15 protein-coding genes are annotated in these 14,597 nt (G+C 70.7%); 2 read left to right on the forward strand and 13 right to left on the reverse strand.

All coding sequences use genetic code 11. The features are described 5' to 3' along the window. Nucleotides 1-29: 29 nt before the first annotated feature. The 7 genes from OHA58_RS08060 to OHA58_RS08090 form a co-directional block, all read right to left on the reverse strand. Nucleotides 30-713, reverse strand: coding sequence for a response regulator (locus tag OHA58_RS08060; protein ID WP_405477795.1), 684 nt, complete (start codon nucleotides 711-713; stop codon nucleotides 30-32). Further along, complete coding sequence (locus tag OHA58_RS08065) at nucleotides 710-3,274, reverse strand: ATP-binding protein (protein WP_405477797.1); 2,565 nt, start codon at nucleotides 3,272-3,274, stop codon at nucleotides 710-712. The genes OHA58_RS08060 and OHA58_RS08065 overlap by 4 nt, the downstream gene beginning before the upstream one ends. Nucleotides 3,275-3,417: 143 nt before the next feature. After that, nucleotides 3,418-4,173 (reverse strand): ABC transporter ATP-binding protein, encoded by a 756-nt coding sequence (locus tag OHA58_RS08070; RefSeq protein ID WP_405477799.1) that lies wholly within the window; start codon nucleotides 4,171-4,173, stop codon nucleotides 3,418-3,420. A gap of 73 nt (nucleotides 4,174-4,246) precedes the next feature. Beyond that, on the reverse strand, nucleotides 4,247-5,473 hold the full coding sequence (locus tag OHA58_RS08075; RefSeq protein WP_405477802.1) for an alginate lyase family protein: 1,227 nt from the start codon (nucleotides 5,471-5,473) through the stop codon (nucleotides 4,247-4,249). A 487-nt stretch (nucleotides 5,474-5,960) separates the two neighbouring features. Then, the gene (locus tag OHA58_RS08080) at nucleotides 5,961-6,728 is read right to left on the reverse strand and encodes a DUF3710 domain-containing protein (protein ID WP_100591169.1); all 768 of its coding nucleotides are present in this window, start codon (nucleotides 6,726-6,728) and stop codon (nucleotides 5,961-5,963) included. A 1-nt stretch (nucleotide 6,729) separates the two neighbouring features. After that, nucleotides 6,730-7,257: a dUTP diphosphatase gene (dut, locus tag OHA58_RS08085; RefSeq protein WP_100591168.1), complete on the reverse strand. Its 528-nt coding sequence runs from the start codon at nucleotides 7,255-7,257 to the stop codon at nucleotides 6,730-6,732. Next, nucleotides 7,254-7,838 carry a PaaI family thioesterase gene (locus tag OHA58_RS08090; protein WP_116508891.1) on the reverse strand — a complete coding sequence of 195 codons (585 nt, stop codon included), beginning with the start codon at nucleotides 7,836-7,838 and terminating at the stop codon, nucleotides 7,254-7,256. Before OHA58_RS08090 ends, dut begins: the two co-directional genes overlap by 4 nt. Before the next feature lie 58 nt (nucleotides 7,839-7,896). Between OHA58_RS08090 and OHA58_RS08095 the strand changes: the two genes are divergently transcribed. Then, complete coding sequence (locus tag OHA58_RS08095) at nucleotides 7,897-8,343, forward strand: DUF3093 domain-containing protein (protein WP_116508893.1); 447 nt, start codon at nucleotides 7,897-7,899, stop codon at nucleotides 8,341-8,343. Nucleotides 8,344-8,349: 6 nt separating this feature from the next. Here OHA58_RS08095 and OHA58_RS08100 read toward each other — a convergent pair whose 3' ends face one another. The 4 genes from OHA58_RS08100 to OHA58_RS08115 form a co-directional block, all read right to left on the reverse strand. After that, on the reverse strand, nucleotides 8,350-9,315 hold the full coding sequence (locus OHA58_RS08100; protein ID WP_405477805.1) for a hypothetical protein: 966 nt from the start codon (nucleotides 9,313-9,315) through the stop codon (nucleotides 8,350-8,352). A gap of 13 nt (nucleotides 9,316-9,328) precedes the next feature. Then, nucleotides 9,329-9,625 (reverse strand): DUF4193 domain-containing protein, encoded by a 297-nt coding sequence (locus OHA58_RS08105; RefSeq protein WP_030357326.1) that lies wholly within the window; start codon nucleotides 9,623-9,625, stop codon nucleotides 9,329-9,331. Nucleotides 9,626-10,086: 461 nt separating this feature from the next. Further along, nucleotides 10,087-11,331, reverse strand: a complete 1,245-nt coding sequence (locus OHA58_RS08110) for a sensor histidine kinase (protein WP_405477807.1) — start codon at nucleotides 11,329-11,331, stop codon at nucleotides 10,087-10,089. A gap of 6 nt (nucleotides 11,332-11,337) precedes the next feature. After that, the gene (locus OHA58_RS08115; protein ID WP_055544891.1) at nucleotides 11,338-11,991 is read right to left on the reverse strand and encodes a response regulator transcription factor; all 654 of its coding nucleotides are present in this window, start codon (nucleotides 11,989-11,991) and stop codon (nucleotides 11,338-11,340) included. Between the two features lie 323 nt (nucleotides 11,992-12,314). Between OHA58_RS08115 and OHA58_RS08120 the strand changes: the two genes are divergently transcribed. After that, nucleotides 12,315-12,488 carry a hypothetical protein gene (locus OHA58_RS08120; RefSeq protein ID WP_165914605.1) on the forward strand — a complete coding sequence of 58 codons (174 nt, stop codon included), beginning with the start codon at nucleotides 12,315-12,317 and terminating at the stop codon, nucleotides 12,486-12,488. A gap of 103 nt (nucleotides 12,489-12,591) precedes the next feature. Here the strand turns inward: OHA58_RS08120 and OHA58_RS08125 are convergent, their stop codons facing one another. Both OHA58_RS08125 and OHA58_RS08130 read right to left on the reverse strand, forming a co-directional pair. Further along, nucleotides 12,592-13,389, reverse strand: coding sequence for an inositol monophosphatase family protein (locus OHA58_RS08125; protein ID WP_389531552.1), 798 nt, complete (start codon nucleotides 13,387-13,389; stop codon nucleotides 12,592-12,594). A 10-nt stretch (nucleotides 13,390-13,399) separates the two neighbouring features. Further along, nucleotides 13,400-14,536 carry a ferrochelatase gene (locus OHA58_RS08130; protein WP_405477810.1) on the reverse strand — a complete coding sequence of 379 codons (1,137 nt, stop codon included), beginning with the start codon at nucleotides 14,534-14,536 and terminating at the stop codon, nucleotides 13,400-13,402. Between the last annotated feature and the right edge of the window lie 61 nt (nucleotides 14,537-14,597).

Raw genomic sequence — 14,597 nt, forward strand, 5'->3', positions numbered from 1 at the left:
CCGGGGGGCGGAGACAACGGATGAGCGGGTCAGCGCTCGAAGCGATACCCCATGCCGGGCTCCGTGATGAAGTGCCGCGGGTGGGAGGGGTCCGACTCCAGTTTGCGGCGGAGCTGGGCCATGTAGACGCGCAGATAGTTCGTCTCGGTGCCGTAGGAGGGGCCCCAGACCTCCTGGAGGAGCTGCTTCTGGCTGACCAGGCGGCCCGTGTTGCGGACCAGGACCTCCAGGAGGTGCCACTCGGTGGGGGTCAGGCGCACGTCGCGGCCGTCGCGGTTGACCTTCTTCGCGGCCAGGTCGACGGTGAAGTCGTCGGTCTCGACGATGCCCTCGTCCTCGTCGCCGCCGGTGGGCTCGGCCCGGCGGACCGCGGCGCGCAGGCGGGCCAGGAGCTCGTCCATGCCGAACGGCTTGGTGACGTAGTCGTCGGCGCCCGCGTCGAGCGCCTCGACCTTCTCGTCGGAGGAGTGCCGCGCGGACAGCACCAGGATCGGTACGCGGGTCCAGCCGCGCAGCCCCTTGATCACCTCGACGCCGTCCATGTCGGGCAGGCCCAGGTCGAGCACGACCACGTCGGGGTGGAACGCGGCGGCGAGCTGGAGCGCGCCCGCTCCGTCGGCCGCGGCCTCCACCTCGTACTTGCGCGCCTTCAGGTTGATGACGAGGGCGCGCACGATCTGCGGCTCGTCGTCGACCACGAGCACCCGGGTCATGCGTACCTGCCTCTCTGAGCAATGGCTGAGCTGGTGGGGGCGGCCGGCGGGTGGCCGGTCGCGGCGGTGAGCGTGAGGACCATGGTCAGACCCCCGCCGGGGGTGTCCTCCGCCGTGAGCGTGCCGTTCATCGCCTCGACGAAGCCGCGCGCGACGGCGAGGCCGAGGCCCACTCCGGCGCCGCGCGGTGCGTCACCGTAGCGCTGGAACGGGGCGAAGATGCGGTCCTTCGCGGTGTCGGGGACGCCGGGGCCGCGGTCCACGACGCGTACCTCGACGCGGTCGCCGAGTGTGCTGGCCGAGACCAATACGACGCTGTCCGTCTCGTCCTCGGGGCTGTACTTGACCGCGTTCTCGACGATATTGGCGACGGCGCGCTCCAGGAGTCCCTTGTCCACGGTGACCATGGGCAGGCTCTCCGGAATGTCGAGGTCGACGCTGCCGTCGGGGACGCCCACCAGCGCCATCGGGACCACCTCATCGAGATCGATCTCGCGCATCAGCGGGGTGACGGTGCCGGTCTGGAGGCGGGACATGTCGAGGAGGTTGCCGACGAGGTGGTCGAGGCGGTCGGCGCCCTCCTCGATGCCGGCGAGGAGTTCCGCCTGATCCTCCTCGGACCAGGCGATGTCGTCGGAGCGCAGGGAGGAGACGGAGGCCTTGATCCCGGCGAGCGGGGTCCGCAGGTCGTGGCTGACGGCGGCGAGCAGGGCGGTGCGGATGCGGTTGCCCTCGGCGAGGGTGCGGGCCTGGTCCGCCTCGGACTGGAGGCGCTGGCGGTCGAGGACGACGGCGGCCTGGGCCGCGAAGGCCGCGAGGACACGGCGGTCCTCGGCGGGCAGCACCCGGCCGGACAGAGCGAGCGCCATGTGGTCGCCGACCGGCATGTCGACGTCCGCGTCCTCGGGGCGTTCCAGGGGGTGCGGGCCGACGCTGGCGGCGCGGGTCCACGGCTCGACGTCGCTCGCGCGTTCGAGGAGGGCGACGGAGTCCATGGCGAAGGTCTCGCGGACCCGGTCGAGCAGTGCGTCGAGGCTGTTCTCGCCGCGCAGGACGCTGCCGGCGAGGAAGGAGAGGATCTCGGACTCGGCCCGCAGCCTTGCGGCCTGGTGGGTGCGCCGGGCCGCGAGGTCGACGACGGAGGCGACCGACACCGCGACCCCTACGAAGATCACGATGGCGACGATGTTCTTGGGGTCGGCGACGGTGAACAGGTGCAGCGGCGGCGTGAAGTAGTAGTTCAGGAGGAGCGAGCCGACGGCGGCCGAGGCCAGCGCCGGCACGAGACCGCCGACGAGGGCGGCGGCCACCGTCACGGACAGGAAGAGGAGCATGTCGTTCGCGAGGCCGAGATCGGTGGCGACATGGGTGAGCGCGAGGGTCAGCAGGGCGGGCCCGCCGACGCCGACGAGCCAGCCCCAGATGATGCGGGAGCGGCCGAGGCGCGCGCCACGTGTGACGGGGAGGCCGCGCCCCTTGGCCACTTCCTCGTGCGTGACGATGTGCACGTCGAGGTCGGGGCCGGACTCACGGGCTACGGTCATGCCGACGCCGGGTCCGAAGATGTACTGCCACGTCTTGCGACGCGAGGAACCCAGCACGATCTGGGTCGCGTTGACGCCGCGTGCGAACTCGAGGAGCGCGGCCGGTATGTCGTCCCCTATGACGTGGTGGAAGGTGCCGCCCAGGTCCTCGACGAGGGTGCGCTGGAGCGCGAGCTCCTTGGGGGAGGCGGCGGTGAGGCCGTCACTGCGGGCGATGTAGACGGCGAGGATCTCGCTGCCCGAGCCCTTGGCGGCCATCCGCGCCGCGCGCCTGACGAGGGTGCGGCCCTCGGGTCCGCCGGTCAGGCCGACGACGATGCGCTCGCGGGCCTGCCAGGTGGAGCGGATGTTGTGTTCGCCACGGTACTGCTGGAGGTATTCGTCGACGCGGTCGGCCACCCAGAGCAGGGCCAGTTCGCGCAGGGCGGTGAGATTGCCGGGGCGGAAGTAGTTGGAGAGGGAGGCGTCGATGCGGTCCGGCTTGTAGATGTTGCCGTGGGCCATGCGGCGGCGCAGCGCCTCGGGCGACATGTCGACCAGTTCGATCTGGTCGGCGCGGCGCACGACTTCGTCGGGGACGGTCTCGCGCTGGCGCACGCCGGTGATCGACTCGACGACGTCGCCGAGTGACTCCAGGTGCTGGATGTTGACGGTGGAGACGACGTCGATGCCGGCCGCGAGGAGCTCCTCGACGTCCTGCCAGCGCTTGGCGTTGCGCGAGCCGGGCACGTTCGTGTGGGCGAGTTCGTCCACCAGGGCGACGTCGGGGCGGCGGGCGAGTACGGCGTCGACGTCCATCTCGGTGAAGACGGCGCCGCGGTAGGTCAGCTCCTTGCGGGCGATCTGTTCGAGGCCGTGGAGCATCACCTCCGTACGGGGCCTGCCGTGGTGCTCGACGAAGCCGACGGCGCAGTCCGTGCCCCGCTCGATCCGGCGGTGGCCCTCGGAGAGCATCGCGTAGGTCTTGCCGACGCCCGGTGCCGCACCGAGGTAGATCCGAAGCTTGCCGCGTCCCATGGCCCCATTGTCTTCCCGCTTCACGTGTTGTACGCAGCGTCGACCCTACGGCCACCAATTGCGGCAAATGGGGCGAGGGGGCCGCGGACGTGCGTCTTTGACGCAACTCTGATGCGGGCCGCGCCGCACCGGCGGCGTTTCGGTCAGCGCTGCCCCGACGTCTCCCCTGACGCGGTGAGCTCCGTGATCTCGCCGTCGCGCAGTTCGAGGACCCGGTCGGCGAGGTCGAGCAGCGCCGCGTCGTGGGTGGCGACGAGCGCGGTGACGTGTTCGCTGCGGACGACGGCGCGCAGCAGCTCCATGACGGCGAGGCCGGTCTCGGCGTCGAGCTGGCCCGTGGGTTCGTCGGCGATGAGGAGGGCGGGCCGGTTGGCGAGCGCGCGGGCGATGGCGACGCGCTGCTGCTGGCCGCCGGACAGCTCGCCGGGGCGCTGCTTGGCGTGGTCGGCGAGGCCGACGAGGGCGAGGAGCAGCTCGACGCGCTCCTCGCGTTCGCGGGGGTCGGCCTTGCGCAACCGCATCGGCACCCCGACGTTCTCGGCGGCGGACAGGATCGGGATCAGGCCGAAGGACTGGAAGATGAAGCCGATGCGGTCCCTGCGCAGTTCCAGGAGCCCGTTCTCGCCGAGCCCGGAGAGGTCCTGTCCGTCGACGGTGATGCGCCCGCCGTCGGGTTCGTCGAGCCCTCCGACGAGGTTGAGGAGCGTCGTCTTGCCGGATCCCGAGCGGCCCTTGAGGGCGACGAGTTCGCCGCGCGGCACTTCGAAGGAGACGCCGCGCAGGGCGTGCACGGCCGCGGCCCCGGTGCCGTAGGAGCGGTGCAGGTCCTCGATGACGACCATGGGGCCGCCGCCGTCCTGGTCGAGGACGGCGGTCCCCGCTTCCGTGCTCTCACTCATGTGCGCTCCCCCGTGCGTTCCCCGGCCGGGCGCCAGTATGGTCACGCGGCGCCCGGCCGGGCAATGGCCCGGATCAGTTGGGGTTCTCGGCGTGGGTCAGGGTCTCCCAGGCGACGAACAGGTTGTTGGAGCCCGCCGGGCGGTTCTGCTCGGTGAGCTTCTGGGTGTTCGTCATGGCGTTGCCGAGGCGGGTGTGCATCGCGTTGTAGCCGACCTCGGTGACGGGTCCGAGCCCGCGCGTGACGGACCCGCCGCACAGCCAGCTCGGCGGCGCCTCGCCCAGCTCGTACTTGGCCTGGAAGCCGAGGGCCTGCTGGAGGCGCTGCCCGACGTCGGTGCCGTACAGGTCCTGGCCCTGGATGCGGCTGGTCTCGGCGATGTGGGAGATGGCGGAGATGCCGTATCCGGCGTGCGTGAAGTCGCGGCAGGTCTCCTGGGTGAGGCCGGTGACGAAGGTGGACTGTCCCTGCCAGTAGCTGACGATCTTGGCCTTGGTGTCGAGGTTCTGGCTCGGCACGGTCTTCGGCAGGTCGCCGTCGGAGGCGAGGTAGACGTAGGCGGCCGTGCGCGTACGGAACTTGGCCATGGCCTTGTCGTACGACGTCCTGTCCTCCAGGAAGACGGAGATGCCGACGGCGGCCTCCATCATCGACAGCTCCCAATTGCCGTTGGAGTTGGAGCCGTTGATGACCTTGGGGAGGTAGACGTCGCGCAGCATCGTCCGGAAACGGCCCTCGTTCGCCCAGCCGCCGGTGTACGTGTACTTGATGATCTCGGCGGCCTTGGGCCAGGAGGAGCCGGCCCAGCCGGTCTGGAGCGGCGCGTTGCTGTTGGTGTGCTCCTTGACGGTGGCCGACCAGGCGTCCATCAGCTCGATGGACTTCTTCGCGTAGCGGTCGTCGCGCGTGATGTACCAGGCGAGGGCGTCGGTGTACGCGGCTATCGCGTCCTCACGCTCGTCGGTGCAGCCGTAGTTGGGGTTGGAGTAGGAGCCGCACTCGACGGTGGCGCGGGGCTTGGCGGTGCGTGTGAGGGAGGCGTACTTGCTCGCCAGCATCTGGTCGTACGCGCCCTTCCAGGGCTGGGCGCCGGCGTTGACCTTGTCGCGGGCGAAGTCGAGCTGGCTCTTGGAGACCGTGACGCCCGGGTGGGCGAAGGTGGCGGGCGCGGCGTCGGCGCGGTCGGCGCCGGGCCAGGCGAGGAGGGTGGCGACGAGTGCGGTGGTGGTCGTCGCGAGGGTGGCGAGGAGGGCGGTGCGTCGTCTGCGCCGGTGGCGGGCGGGGGCCGGTGTGTTCGGCATGTGGGGGGCCATCCGTTCTTCTATGTGAACGTGAAGTACCTTTATGAACACGGGTGTTGGCCGCAGACCTTAGGTACGTACCAGCCCTCCGTCAAGAGGTGAAGAAAGAGCCGCAGTTAACCGTCGGAGCGGTCGTCGCGATCCGGCCATACGCCCACGTGGCCCGTCTCACCCGCGAGCCGGACCCGGCCGCGCAGCCCGTACCGCTCCACGTAGTCCCGCGGCAACTGGAGCGTGCCCGCCCGGTCCAGAACCGTGAACTCCTCGCCCTCTCCTCCGCGTTCCGGCGGGACCCGCTCCCCCGCACCACGGCAGGCAGCCGCCGTACGCCCACGAAACCGATCCCCTGTGCGACCAGCACGGCATGGGTGTCCGCGCGCGGGCCCCGTAATGGTCCGGGCAACCCTCAACGGGCAAGCCGCACAAAGGAGATGGGCCGCACACTCCGTGGGGAGTGTGCGGCCCGTTCATGGCCTGAGGGTGCGGCTCAGCGCACCTCGGTGATCTCGGGGCCGCGCGCCAGCTGCCCCATGCCGCCGGCGAACCGGGAGCCTTCCTGCGGCTCCTGCTGCACGCCCTCGGCGACCATCTGCGCGTCGTCCGGCAGCTTCAGGACGATCGGGTCTCGCGGAGCCATCGGGCCCTCACCGCGGACCACGACGGTGTCCCGGAAGATCTGCTCGAGGAGCCCGGCGGCCTGCGGCTGCACCGCGCCCTGCCCGGAGATCACTCCGCGCAGGAACCAGCGGGGGCCGTCGACACCGATGAACCGGACGACCTGGAAGCCGCCCGTACCGTCCGGCAGCTGCACCGGCACCTGGGCCCGCAGCTCCCAGCCGAGCGGACCCTCGACCTCGTCGATCACGCCACCCTGCTGAGTGATGCCCGAGGCGATCTCCTCACGGACCTCGCCCCAGATGCCCTCCTTCTTGGGGGCGGCGAAGCCCTGGAGCTGCACGGCGCTGTCCTGGAGGACGACGGTGGCCGCGACGATCGCGTCGCCCGCGACCTCGACCCGCAGCTCCATGCCCTCGACTCCGGGGACGAAGAGTCCGCCCAGGTCCACGCGGCCCTCGCCGGGCTCGCGGACCTCGGAGGCGTCCCAGGGGCCGTCGGGACGCGGCTCGGGCTCGAGCCGCACGCGCTGCGGCTCGCCCTCGTCCGCGTCGCTGTCGCCGGCTACGCCGTCGACGACCTGCTCGGCCTCGCCCGCCGCGTCATCGGCGGCGCCGTTCTTCTTGCGACGTCCGAACACGTCACTGTCCTTCCCGGTCGGATACGACCGATGCGTATCGATTCCCACCCTGATGCCCACCCGGGCCCGGCCCCACGGCGGCATGACCACCGGTGGACCCGAAGCCCCCCTCGGCCCGCGCCGAGTCGGGAAGCTCCGCCACCTCCTGGAAGCGCACCTTCTCGACCTGCTGGACGACCAGTTGGGCAATCCTGTCGAAGCGCTCGAACCGCACGCTGTCGCGCGGGTCGAGATTCACCACGATCACCTTGATCTCTCCACGGTACCCGGCATCCACCGTCCCTGGGGCATTCACCAGGGCGACACCGCAGCGGGCGGCGAGTCCGGACCGCGGGTGCACGAAGGCCGCGTACCCCTCGGGCAGCGCGATCGACACCCCCGTGGGAAGTACGGCCCGCTCGCCCGGCGCGAGCTCGCACGCCTCGGTGGTCCGCAGGTCCGCGCCCGCGTCACCGGGGTGCTCGTACGAGGGCAGCGGTACGTCGGGGTCGACGCGCCTGATCAGCACGTCGAGAGGGGCTCGGGTCACGGGTTCACCTCGAAGGCACGGGTGCGCCGGACCTGGTCCGGGTCGCTCATGGCCGCCTGGATCTCCTCCGGGCGGCCGTTGTCGATGAAGTGGTCGACCTTCACCTCGATGAAGAGGGCGTCGGCGCGGACCGCGACGGGCCCGTCGGGGCCGCCGATCCGGCCGGTGGCGGTCGAGTAGATCTTGCGGCCGGCGACGGCGGTGACCTCGGCGTCGAGGTACAGCACGGTGTCCACGGGCACGGGCCGCACGAAGTCCGTCTCGAGCCGGCCGGTCACCGCAATGACGCGCAGCAGCCAGTTCAGCGAGCCGAGCGTCTCGTCGAGGGCGGTGGCCAGGATTCCGCCGTGTGCGAGACCGGGGGCGCCCTGGTGGGCGGGCCGCACCGTGAACTCGGCGGTGACGCGGACGCCGTCCTGCGCGCGAGCCGCCAGATGCAGCCCGTGGGGCTGTTCGTCGCCACATCCGAAACAGTGTCCGTAGTGCGCGCCGAGGAGCTCGCCGGGTGCCGGGGCATCGGGGTGCCGCACGGGCGCTATGGCGTCGGCGGGGGGCGTCAGAGCTGCAGAAGTACCACTCACAGGCGCAGACCTTACCCGCGCGTCCTGGGAGAAAGCGCACCGTGCCAAGCTTGACCGCATGGAGCTCTCCACCGCACCGTTCGAAGAACGCCTCACCGCCCCCCGCTCGTGGTGGCTCGTCTCACTCCTGCTCGGCGTCGCCTGCGCCCTGATCATGCTGCCGTTCGGCACGCTGCCGCTGCTCGGGGGACTGGTCGGCGGGACGGCCGCGGCGGCGGTGGTGACGAGTTCGTACGGCTCCGTGCGCATCCGCGTCGTGGCGGACTCGCTGGTCGCCGGGGACGCGAAGATCCCGCTGTCGGCGCTGGGCGACGCGGAGATCCTGGACGCCGAGGGGGCGCGCGCCTGGCGCACGCACAAGGCCGACCCGCGCGCCTTCATGCTGCTGCGCAGCTATGTCCCGACGGCCCTGCGCGTGGACGTCATCGACCCGCAGGACCCGACCCCGTACGTGTATCTGTCGACGCGGGACCCGAAGGGGCTGGCGAAGGCGCTCGGCAAGTAGCGCCGGTCAGCTTCCGAGCTCCTTGGGCCCGGGTGCGTCGCCCGGGATCAGCGGGTGCGGGTCGCTGGGGCGCTCCAGGGGCGGCAGCTCCGGCAGTGCGTCCCAGGGGACCTGGATCTTGCGCAGGTCCTTGCGGATCCGCCCCGCGAGCTTCTTGGTGTCGCGGCGGTTCATGACCGCCCCGACCGCGGCGCCGACCATGAACGGCATCAGGTTCGGCAGGTTGCGCACCATGCGCTTCATGATCTGCTGGCGCAGCTCGCGCTTCATCTGGCCGCCGAGCGCCGCATTGATCGTCGAGGGCTTCGTCACCTCGATGCCGCGCTCCTCGGTCCACGAGGCCAGATACGCGGCGCTGCGGTCCTTGAGGGTCCCGGGCGGGCGCACGCCGTAGACCTCGTGCAGCTCGGCGACGAGCTTCATCTCGATGGCCGCGACGCCGGTGATCTCGGCCGCCAGCTCGGCGGGCATCGCGGGAGGTACGGGCATCATCGCGGCGGCGCCGATCCCCGCACCCACGGTGGAGGTGGCGTTGGCGGCGCCCGCGACGAGTTTGTCGGCGAGCTGTTCGGCACTCAGGCCGGGGAACTGTCTGCGCAGGGTCGCCAGATCGCGCACCGGCACACGCGGCGCGTTCTCGATGATCCGGTCGGCGAGATAGCCGAGTCCCGCTTTGGCGGCGGTGCCGCTCTTGCGGACGCCGTCCCTGACGGCGGCCACACGTCGCCTGGCGACCTGTGCACGGCCGCCGATCGGCGCTTGGTCACCCTCGGTGGAGACGGCGGGCACGTCGCTGTATCCCGCCGCTGCGAGGTCGCCCGCCACCTCTTGGTCGTCCGCGTCCTCGAGCGAGGCTGCTCCTGTGGGGGAAGAGCCTCGCTCGTCGTCACGCACGCCGTCGTCGGACGGGCCACCGTCCGCTTCCCGGTCCTTCCGGGAGCGGCGCTTCCAGGGCGGGGTCGAGCCAGTCACGGCCGACCCTGCCTCAGTCGCAGTCGCGGCAGATCGGCTGGCCGTTCTTCTCGCGGGCCAGCTGGCTCCTGTGGTGCACCAGGAAGCAGCTCATGCAGGTGAACTCGTCCTGCTGCTTGGGCAGGACCCGGACGGCCAGCTCCTCGTTCGAGAGGTCGGCTCCCGGGAGCTCCAGGCCTTCGGCGGCCTCGAACTCGTCGACGTCGACCGACGAGGTCGACTTGTCGTTCCGCCGAGCCTTGAGCTCCTCGATGCTGTCCTCGTTGACGTCATCGTCGGTCTTGCGTGGGGTGTCGTAATCCGTTGCCATGTGTCGCTCTCCCCCTCTGGGTGTATGCGGTGTCTCCAGCGCACAACGCGCGGGAGGCCGGACTTTGTGCCCGACCTGAGGCGGAGATTTTGCCTCACATCAAGGTCTGTTACTCAATCGACACCCAACCGGATCCCTCATGAGTGATCGGGTTGGATGGCGATCGGGACCGTACACGGTCCAAAGGTCGCACTTCACGGGCGCCACCCCGTGTACTTCCCGTGATCAGGACCCCTGAAAACCCGGATTTTCCAGGCTTTCCGGGGGCTTTTGCGATCACGGAGAGTAGATGGCCGGAAATTCGCCCTTGTGATCGATCACACACGGTCTTCGCGGGACCAGGTCCCGAAAATTCCGCTAAAAGCGAACTCCCCCGGCACGTCGGCGGAAGCATCTCAGATCGGTCGCCGACCCGCATCTCGGAACGCTCAGATCGGGAGGTGACACGCGTCTCGGAGGCCTCAGATCGGCAGGGTGACCCGCATGACGAGCCCACCCCCTTCACGCGGCTCCGCGATGATACGGCCCCCATGAGCGCGCGCCACCGAGCGGGCGATCGACAGACCGAGCCCCACTCCCTTGTCGCTCCCGGTGCGCTCGGTGCGCAGCCGCCGGAACGGCTCGAAGAGGTTGTCGATCTCGTACGCGGGCACCACGGGCCCCGTATTGGACACCACGAGGATCGCCTGGCCGTGCTGGGCCTCGGTGGTGACCTCGACCCAGCCGCCCTCCGGGACGTTGTACCGGACGGCGTTCTGGACGAGGTTCAGGGCGATGCGCTCCAGGAGCACGCCGTTGCCCTGGACGACGGCCTCCTTGCGCTCGCCACGGATCTCGACGCCCTTCGCGTCGGCCTCCGAGCGGGCCTGGTCGATGGCCTGCGAGGCGACCTCGGCGAGGTCGACCGGTTTGCGCTCCACGATCTGGTTGTCGCTGCGGGCGAGCAGGAGCAGGCCCTCGACGAGCTGCTCGCTGCGCTCGTTCGTCGCCAGCAGCGTCTTGCCGAGCTGCTGGAGCTCCATCGGCGCCCCGGGATCGGAGAGGTGGACCTCCAGGAGCGTGCGGTTGATCGCGAGCGGGGTTCGCAGCTCGTGCGACGCGTTGCCGACGAACCGCTGCTGCGCGGTGAAGGCTCTCTCCAGGCGGTCGAGCATGTCGTCGAAGGTGTCGGCCAGCTCCTTCAGCTCGTCGTCCGGGCCGTCCAGCTCGATGCGCCGCGACAGGTCCGTGCCGGCCACCCGGCGCGCGGTGCGCGTGATGCGGCCCAGCGGGGACAGGACGCGGCCCGCCATCGCGTACCCGAAGGCGAACGCGATCACGGCGAGGCCGAGCAGGGCGAGGAGCGAGCGGCTGAGGAGGTTGTCGAGTGCGTGTTGACGCATCTCGTTGACGCACTCGTTCAGCGCGGCGTTGAGCTGGCTCGTCGTGGGGTGGTCGGGGAGGCCCGAGAAGTTACGGCAGGTACCGCTGCTCACCGAGCCGTTCGTGACGGTGAACGGAAGGTCACTGCCGACGTTCAGCGCCTGCGCGGCGAGCAGATAGATGATCGACAGCAGCACGATGCCGGCGATCAGGAACATGCCGCCGTACAGCAGGGTGAGGCGTATACGGATGGTCGGGCGCAGCCACGGGTAGGGCGGCTCGGCTTTTCTGGGGTCCCATGTGGGTTTCGGAGGCGCGGCCGGTGGCGCCGGTGTCGAGGCCACAGGGGATCAGATCCGGTATCCGGAGCCGGGCACGGTCACGATGACGGCGGGCTCTCCGAGCTTGCGGCGCAGGGTCATGACGGTGACCCGAACAACGTTCGTGAAGGGGTCCGTGTTCTCGTCCCAGGCCTTCTCCAGGAGCTGCTCGGCCGAGACGACGGCACCCTCGCTGCGCAGCAGCACCTCGAGGACGGCGAACTCCTTGGGTGCGAGCTGGATCTCCTTGCCGTCGCGGAAGACCTCGCGGCGGTTCGGGTCGAGCTTGATGCCCGCGCGCTCGAGGACGGGCGGCAGCGGCACGCTCGTACGGCGTCCGAGCGCCCGCACACGGGCCGTCAGCTCGCTGAACGCGAACGGCTTGGGCAGGTAGTCGTCGGCTCCGATCTCCAGGCCCTCGACGCGGTCGCTGACGTCGCCGGAGGCGGTCAGCATCAGGACGCGGGTCGGCATGCCCAGTTCGACGATCTTGCGGCAGACGTCGTCGCCGTGCACGAGCGGGAGGTCCCGGTCGAGGACGACCACGTCGTAGTCGTTCACGCCGATGCGCTCGAGGGCGGCCGCACCGTCGTACACGACGTCGACGGCCATGGCCTCCCGGCGCAGTCCGGTGGCCACCGCATCGGCGAGCAGCTGCTCGTCCTCGACGACGAGTACGCGCACGTCGCTGTCCTTCCTGTGTGACCTGCGGGCAGGTTCTGAGCACCTGTGAGCAGGTCCGGGTCGTGGAGTGTGGGCTCCATCCTGCCCCTTTCGGCCATAAACCGGCTGTAAGGCGATGGGGCGCCCCGGGAATGCGGGATTTTCTGGCCGGTCGAGGTTTCTGCGTAAGTGAGCGCGGGGAGGACGGATTTACACCCGCGATCACGCTTTGTATGTGGCGTGCCACGACCCGCTTTCCGCAGGGCGGTGTGAGACGTGATCGCCCCTTCCGAGGGCACACCCCCGTGCCACCGACCCACGACCCAGGACGAGGGGGCGCAACCATGGACGCATTCACCGCAGGACTTCTGCAGCGCATCAAGGCGACCGAGTCCGATCTGAGCCGGGCTCGCGAGACGGGCGACGAATTCCTCGTCGAGATCGAGCAGGACGAGCTGGACGACCTGCATCGGCTCGCCGCCGAACACGGCGTGGAGCTCGGCGTCGCGCGCGTCTGACGCAGTACGGAAGGGCCCCGGCGCCTGGTCGATCCAGGCAGGCGCCGGGGCCCTTTCTTGTGCCGTTCCCGTGCTTCCTGCGCGCTCGGGAGGCCGCTGTCCGTCAGTCGTGCCAGGCCCCGAGCTCCTCAAGGCGGTTCTGGAGCTGCTCGAAGAGTCCGGGCGGCGCCGCGATCGTCAGCTCGCCGGACGGCACCTCACCCGGGCGGCCGCCGGTGAGCGCGCCCGCCTCCCTGGCAATGAGGTCTCCGGCCGCCAGGTCCCAGGGGTTCAGGCCGCGCTCGTAGTACGCGTCGAGGCGTCCGACGGCGACGTCACAGAGGTCGATGGCGGCCGAACCGCCGCGTCGGATGTCGCGCACGTGGGGCACCAACTCCCGTACGACATCGGCCTGGTGGGCCCGGCGTGCGGCGAGGTAGCCGAATCCCGTGCCGACGAGCGCCTGCTCGAAGGGGGGCGCCACGCGCGCGCGTGCCGGGCGGTCGTTCACGAACGCGCCCTGGCCGAGGACCGCGCGGTAGGTCTCGCCGCGCAGGGGCGCCGCGACGACACCGACGAGGGTCTCGTCGCCCTGGCGGGCGGCGATCGAGACCGACCACTCGGGGCGCCCGTACAGGTAGTTGACCGTTCCGTCGATGGGGTCGATCACCCAGGTGATCCCGCTGCTGCCCTCGGTGCTCGCGCCCTCCTCGCCCAGGACGCCGTCGTCCGGCCTGCGCTCGGCGAGGAAGCCGGTGATCAGCTTCTCGGAGGCGATGTCCATCTCCGTGACGACGTCCACGGCGCTGGTCTTGGTGGCGGCGACGCCGAGGTCGGCGGGGCGGCCGTCGCGCAGGAAGGTCCCGGCGCGGGCGGCGGCCTCCAGGGCGACCTCGAGGAGTTCGGCCTTCAGGTCTGTCATGTCGAGATCCTTACGCGTACGGGCTGTCGGCGCCCGCGGCCGCGGGCTTGGGGGCACGGGAGGGGCAGCAGCCCACCGGGCAGAGGTTGTGGCTCGCGCCGAGCGCGCCCAGGGTGCACGGCGTGACGGCCCGGCCGCGCTCGGCGGCGGCCCGCTCGAGGACGAGGTCGCGGACGGCGGCGGCGAAGCGGGGGTCCGCGCCGACCGTGGCGGAGCGGCGCACCGGGAGGCCGAGCTCGGCGGCCTTGGCCGTGGCCTCGGTGTCGAGGTCGTACAGGACCTCCATGTGGTCGGAGACGAACCCGATGGGCGCCATCACGACGGCCGGCACACCGGCGCCGTGCCGCTCCTCCAGGTGGTCGCAGATGTCGGGCTCCAGCCACGGGATGTGCGGGGCGCCGGACCGCGACTGGTAGACGAGCTGCCAGGGGTGGTCGACCCCGGTCTCCTCACGGACCGCGTCGGCGATCACGCGCGCGACGTCCAGGTGCTCCTTCACGTAGGCACCGCCGTCGCCGTGGTCGTCGACCGGCCCGGAGACGTCGGCGGCCGCGGTCGGGATGGAGTGCGTCGTGAACGCGATGTGGGCGCCGTCCCGCACGTCGTCGGGAAGGTCGGCGAGCGACCTCAGGACACCGTCGATCATGGGGCGCACGAAGCCGGGGTGGTTGAAGTAGTGCCGCAGCTTGTCGACGCGCGGCACTTCGAGCCCCTCCGCTTCCAGGGCGGCGAGGGACTCCGCGAGATTCTCGCGGTACTGGCGGCAGCCTGAGTACGACGCGTACGCGCTGGTCGCGAGGACGAGGATGCGCCGGTGGCCGTCGGTGACCATCTCGCGGAGGGTGTCCGTCAGGTACGGCGCCCAGTTCCGGTTGCCCCAGTGGACGGGCAGGTCGAGGCCATGGTCCGCGAAGTCCTTGCGGAGCGCGTCCAGCAGGGCGCGGTTCTGCTCGTTGATGGGGCTGACCCCGCCGAACAGGAAGTAGTGCTGCCCCACCTCCTTGAGCCGCTCCTTGGGGATTCCCCGGCCACGCGTCACGTTCTCCAGGAACGGGACCACGTCGTCCGGGCCTTCGGGGCCTCCGAACGAGAGCAGCAGCAGGGCGTCGTAGCCGTCGAAGGGCGTGGGATCGAGCGCATCGGACATGCCTTTGATCCTGCCACCCGTCACTGACAGGCGGAAAAGGGCCATGCCCGTAAGCCCCGGG

The sequence above is a fragment of the Streptomyces sp. NBC_00009 genome (assembly GCF_045040855.1).
GTDB classification, from domain to species: domain Bacteria; phylum Actinomycetota; class Actinomycetes; order Streptomycetales; family Streptomycetaceae; genus Streptomyces; species Streptomyces aureus.

Bases quoted from the DNA above. Each gene is read 5' to 3' on its own strand.
- OHA58_RS08095 (WP_116508893.1), top strand. From the start codon at position 7,897: ATGGAGCTCTCCACCGCACCGTTCGAAGAACGCCTCACCGCCCCCCGC.
- OHA58_RS08105 (WP_030357326.1), bottom strand. From the start codon at position 9,625: ATGGCAACGGATTACGACACCCCACGCAAGACCGACGATGACGTCAAC.
- OHA58_RS08120 (WP_165914605.1), top strand. From the start codon at position 12,315: ATGGACGCATTCACCGCAGGACTTCTGCAGCGCATCAAGGCGACCGAG.
- OHA58_RS08130 (WP_405477810.1), bottom strand. From the start codon at position 14,536: ATGTCCGATGCGCTCGATCCCACGCCCTTCGACGGCTACGACGCCCTG.
- OHA58_RS08075 (WP_405477802.1), bottom strand. From the start codon at position 5,473: ATGCCGAACACACCGGCCCCCGCCCGCCACCGGCGCAGACGACGCACC.
- OHA58_RS08065 (WP_405477797.1), bottom strand. From the start codon at position 3,274: ATGGGACGCGGCAAGCTTCGGATCTACCTCGGTGCGGCACCGGGCGTC.
- OHA58_RS08070 (WP_405477799.1), bottom strand. From the start codon at position 4,173: ATGAGTGAGAGCACGGAAGCGGGGACCGCCGTCCTCGACCAGGACGGC.
- OHA58_RS08060 (WP_405477795.1), bottom strand. From the start codon at position 713: ATGACCCGGGTGCTCGTGGTCGACGACGAGCCGCAGATCGTGCGCGCC.
- OHA58_RS08125 (WP_389531552.1), bottom strand. From the start codon at position 13,389: ATGACAGACCTGAAGGCCGAACTCCTCGAGGTCGCCCTGGAGGCCGCC.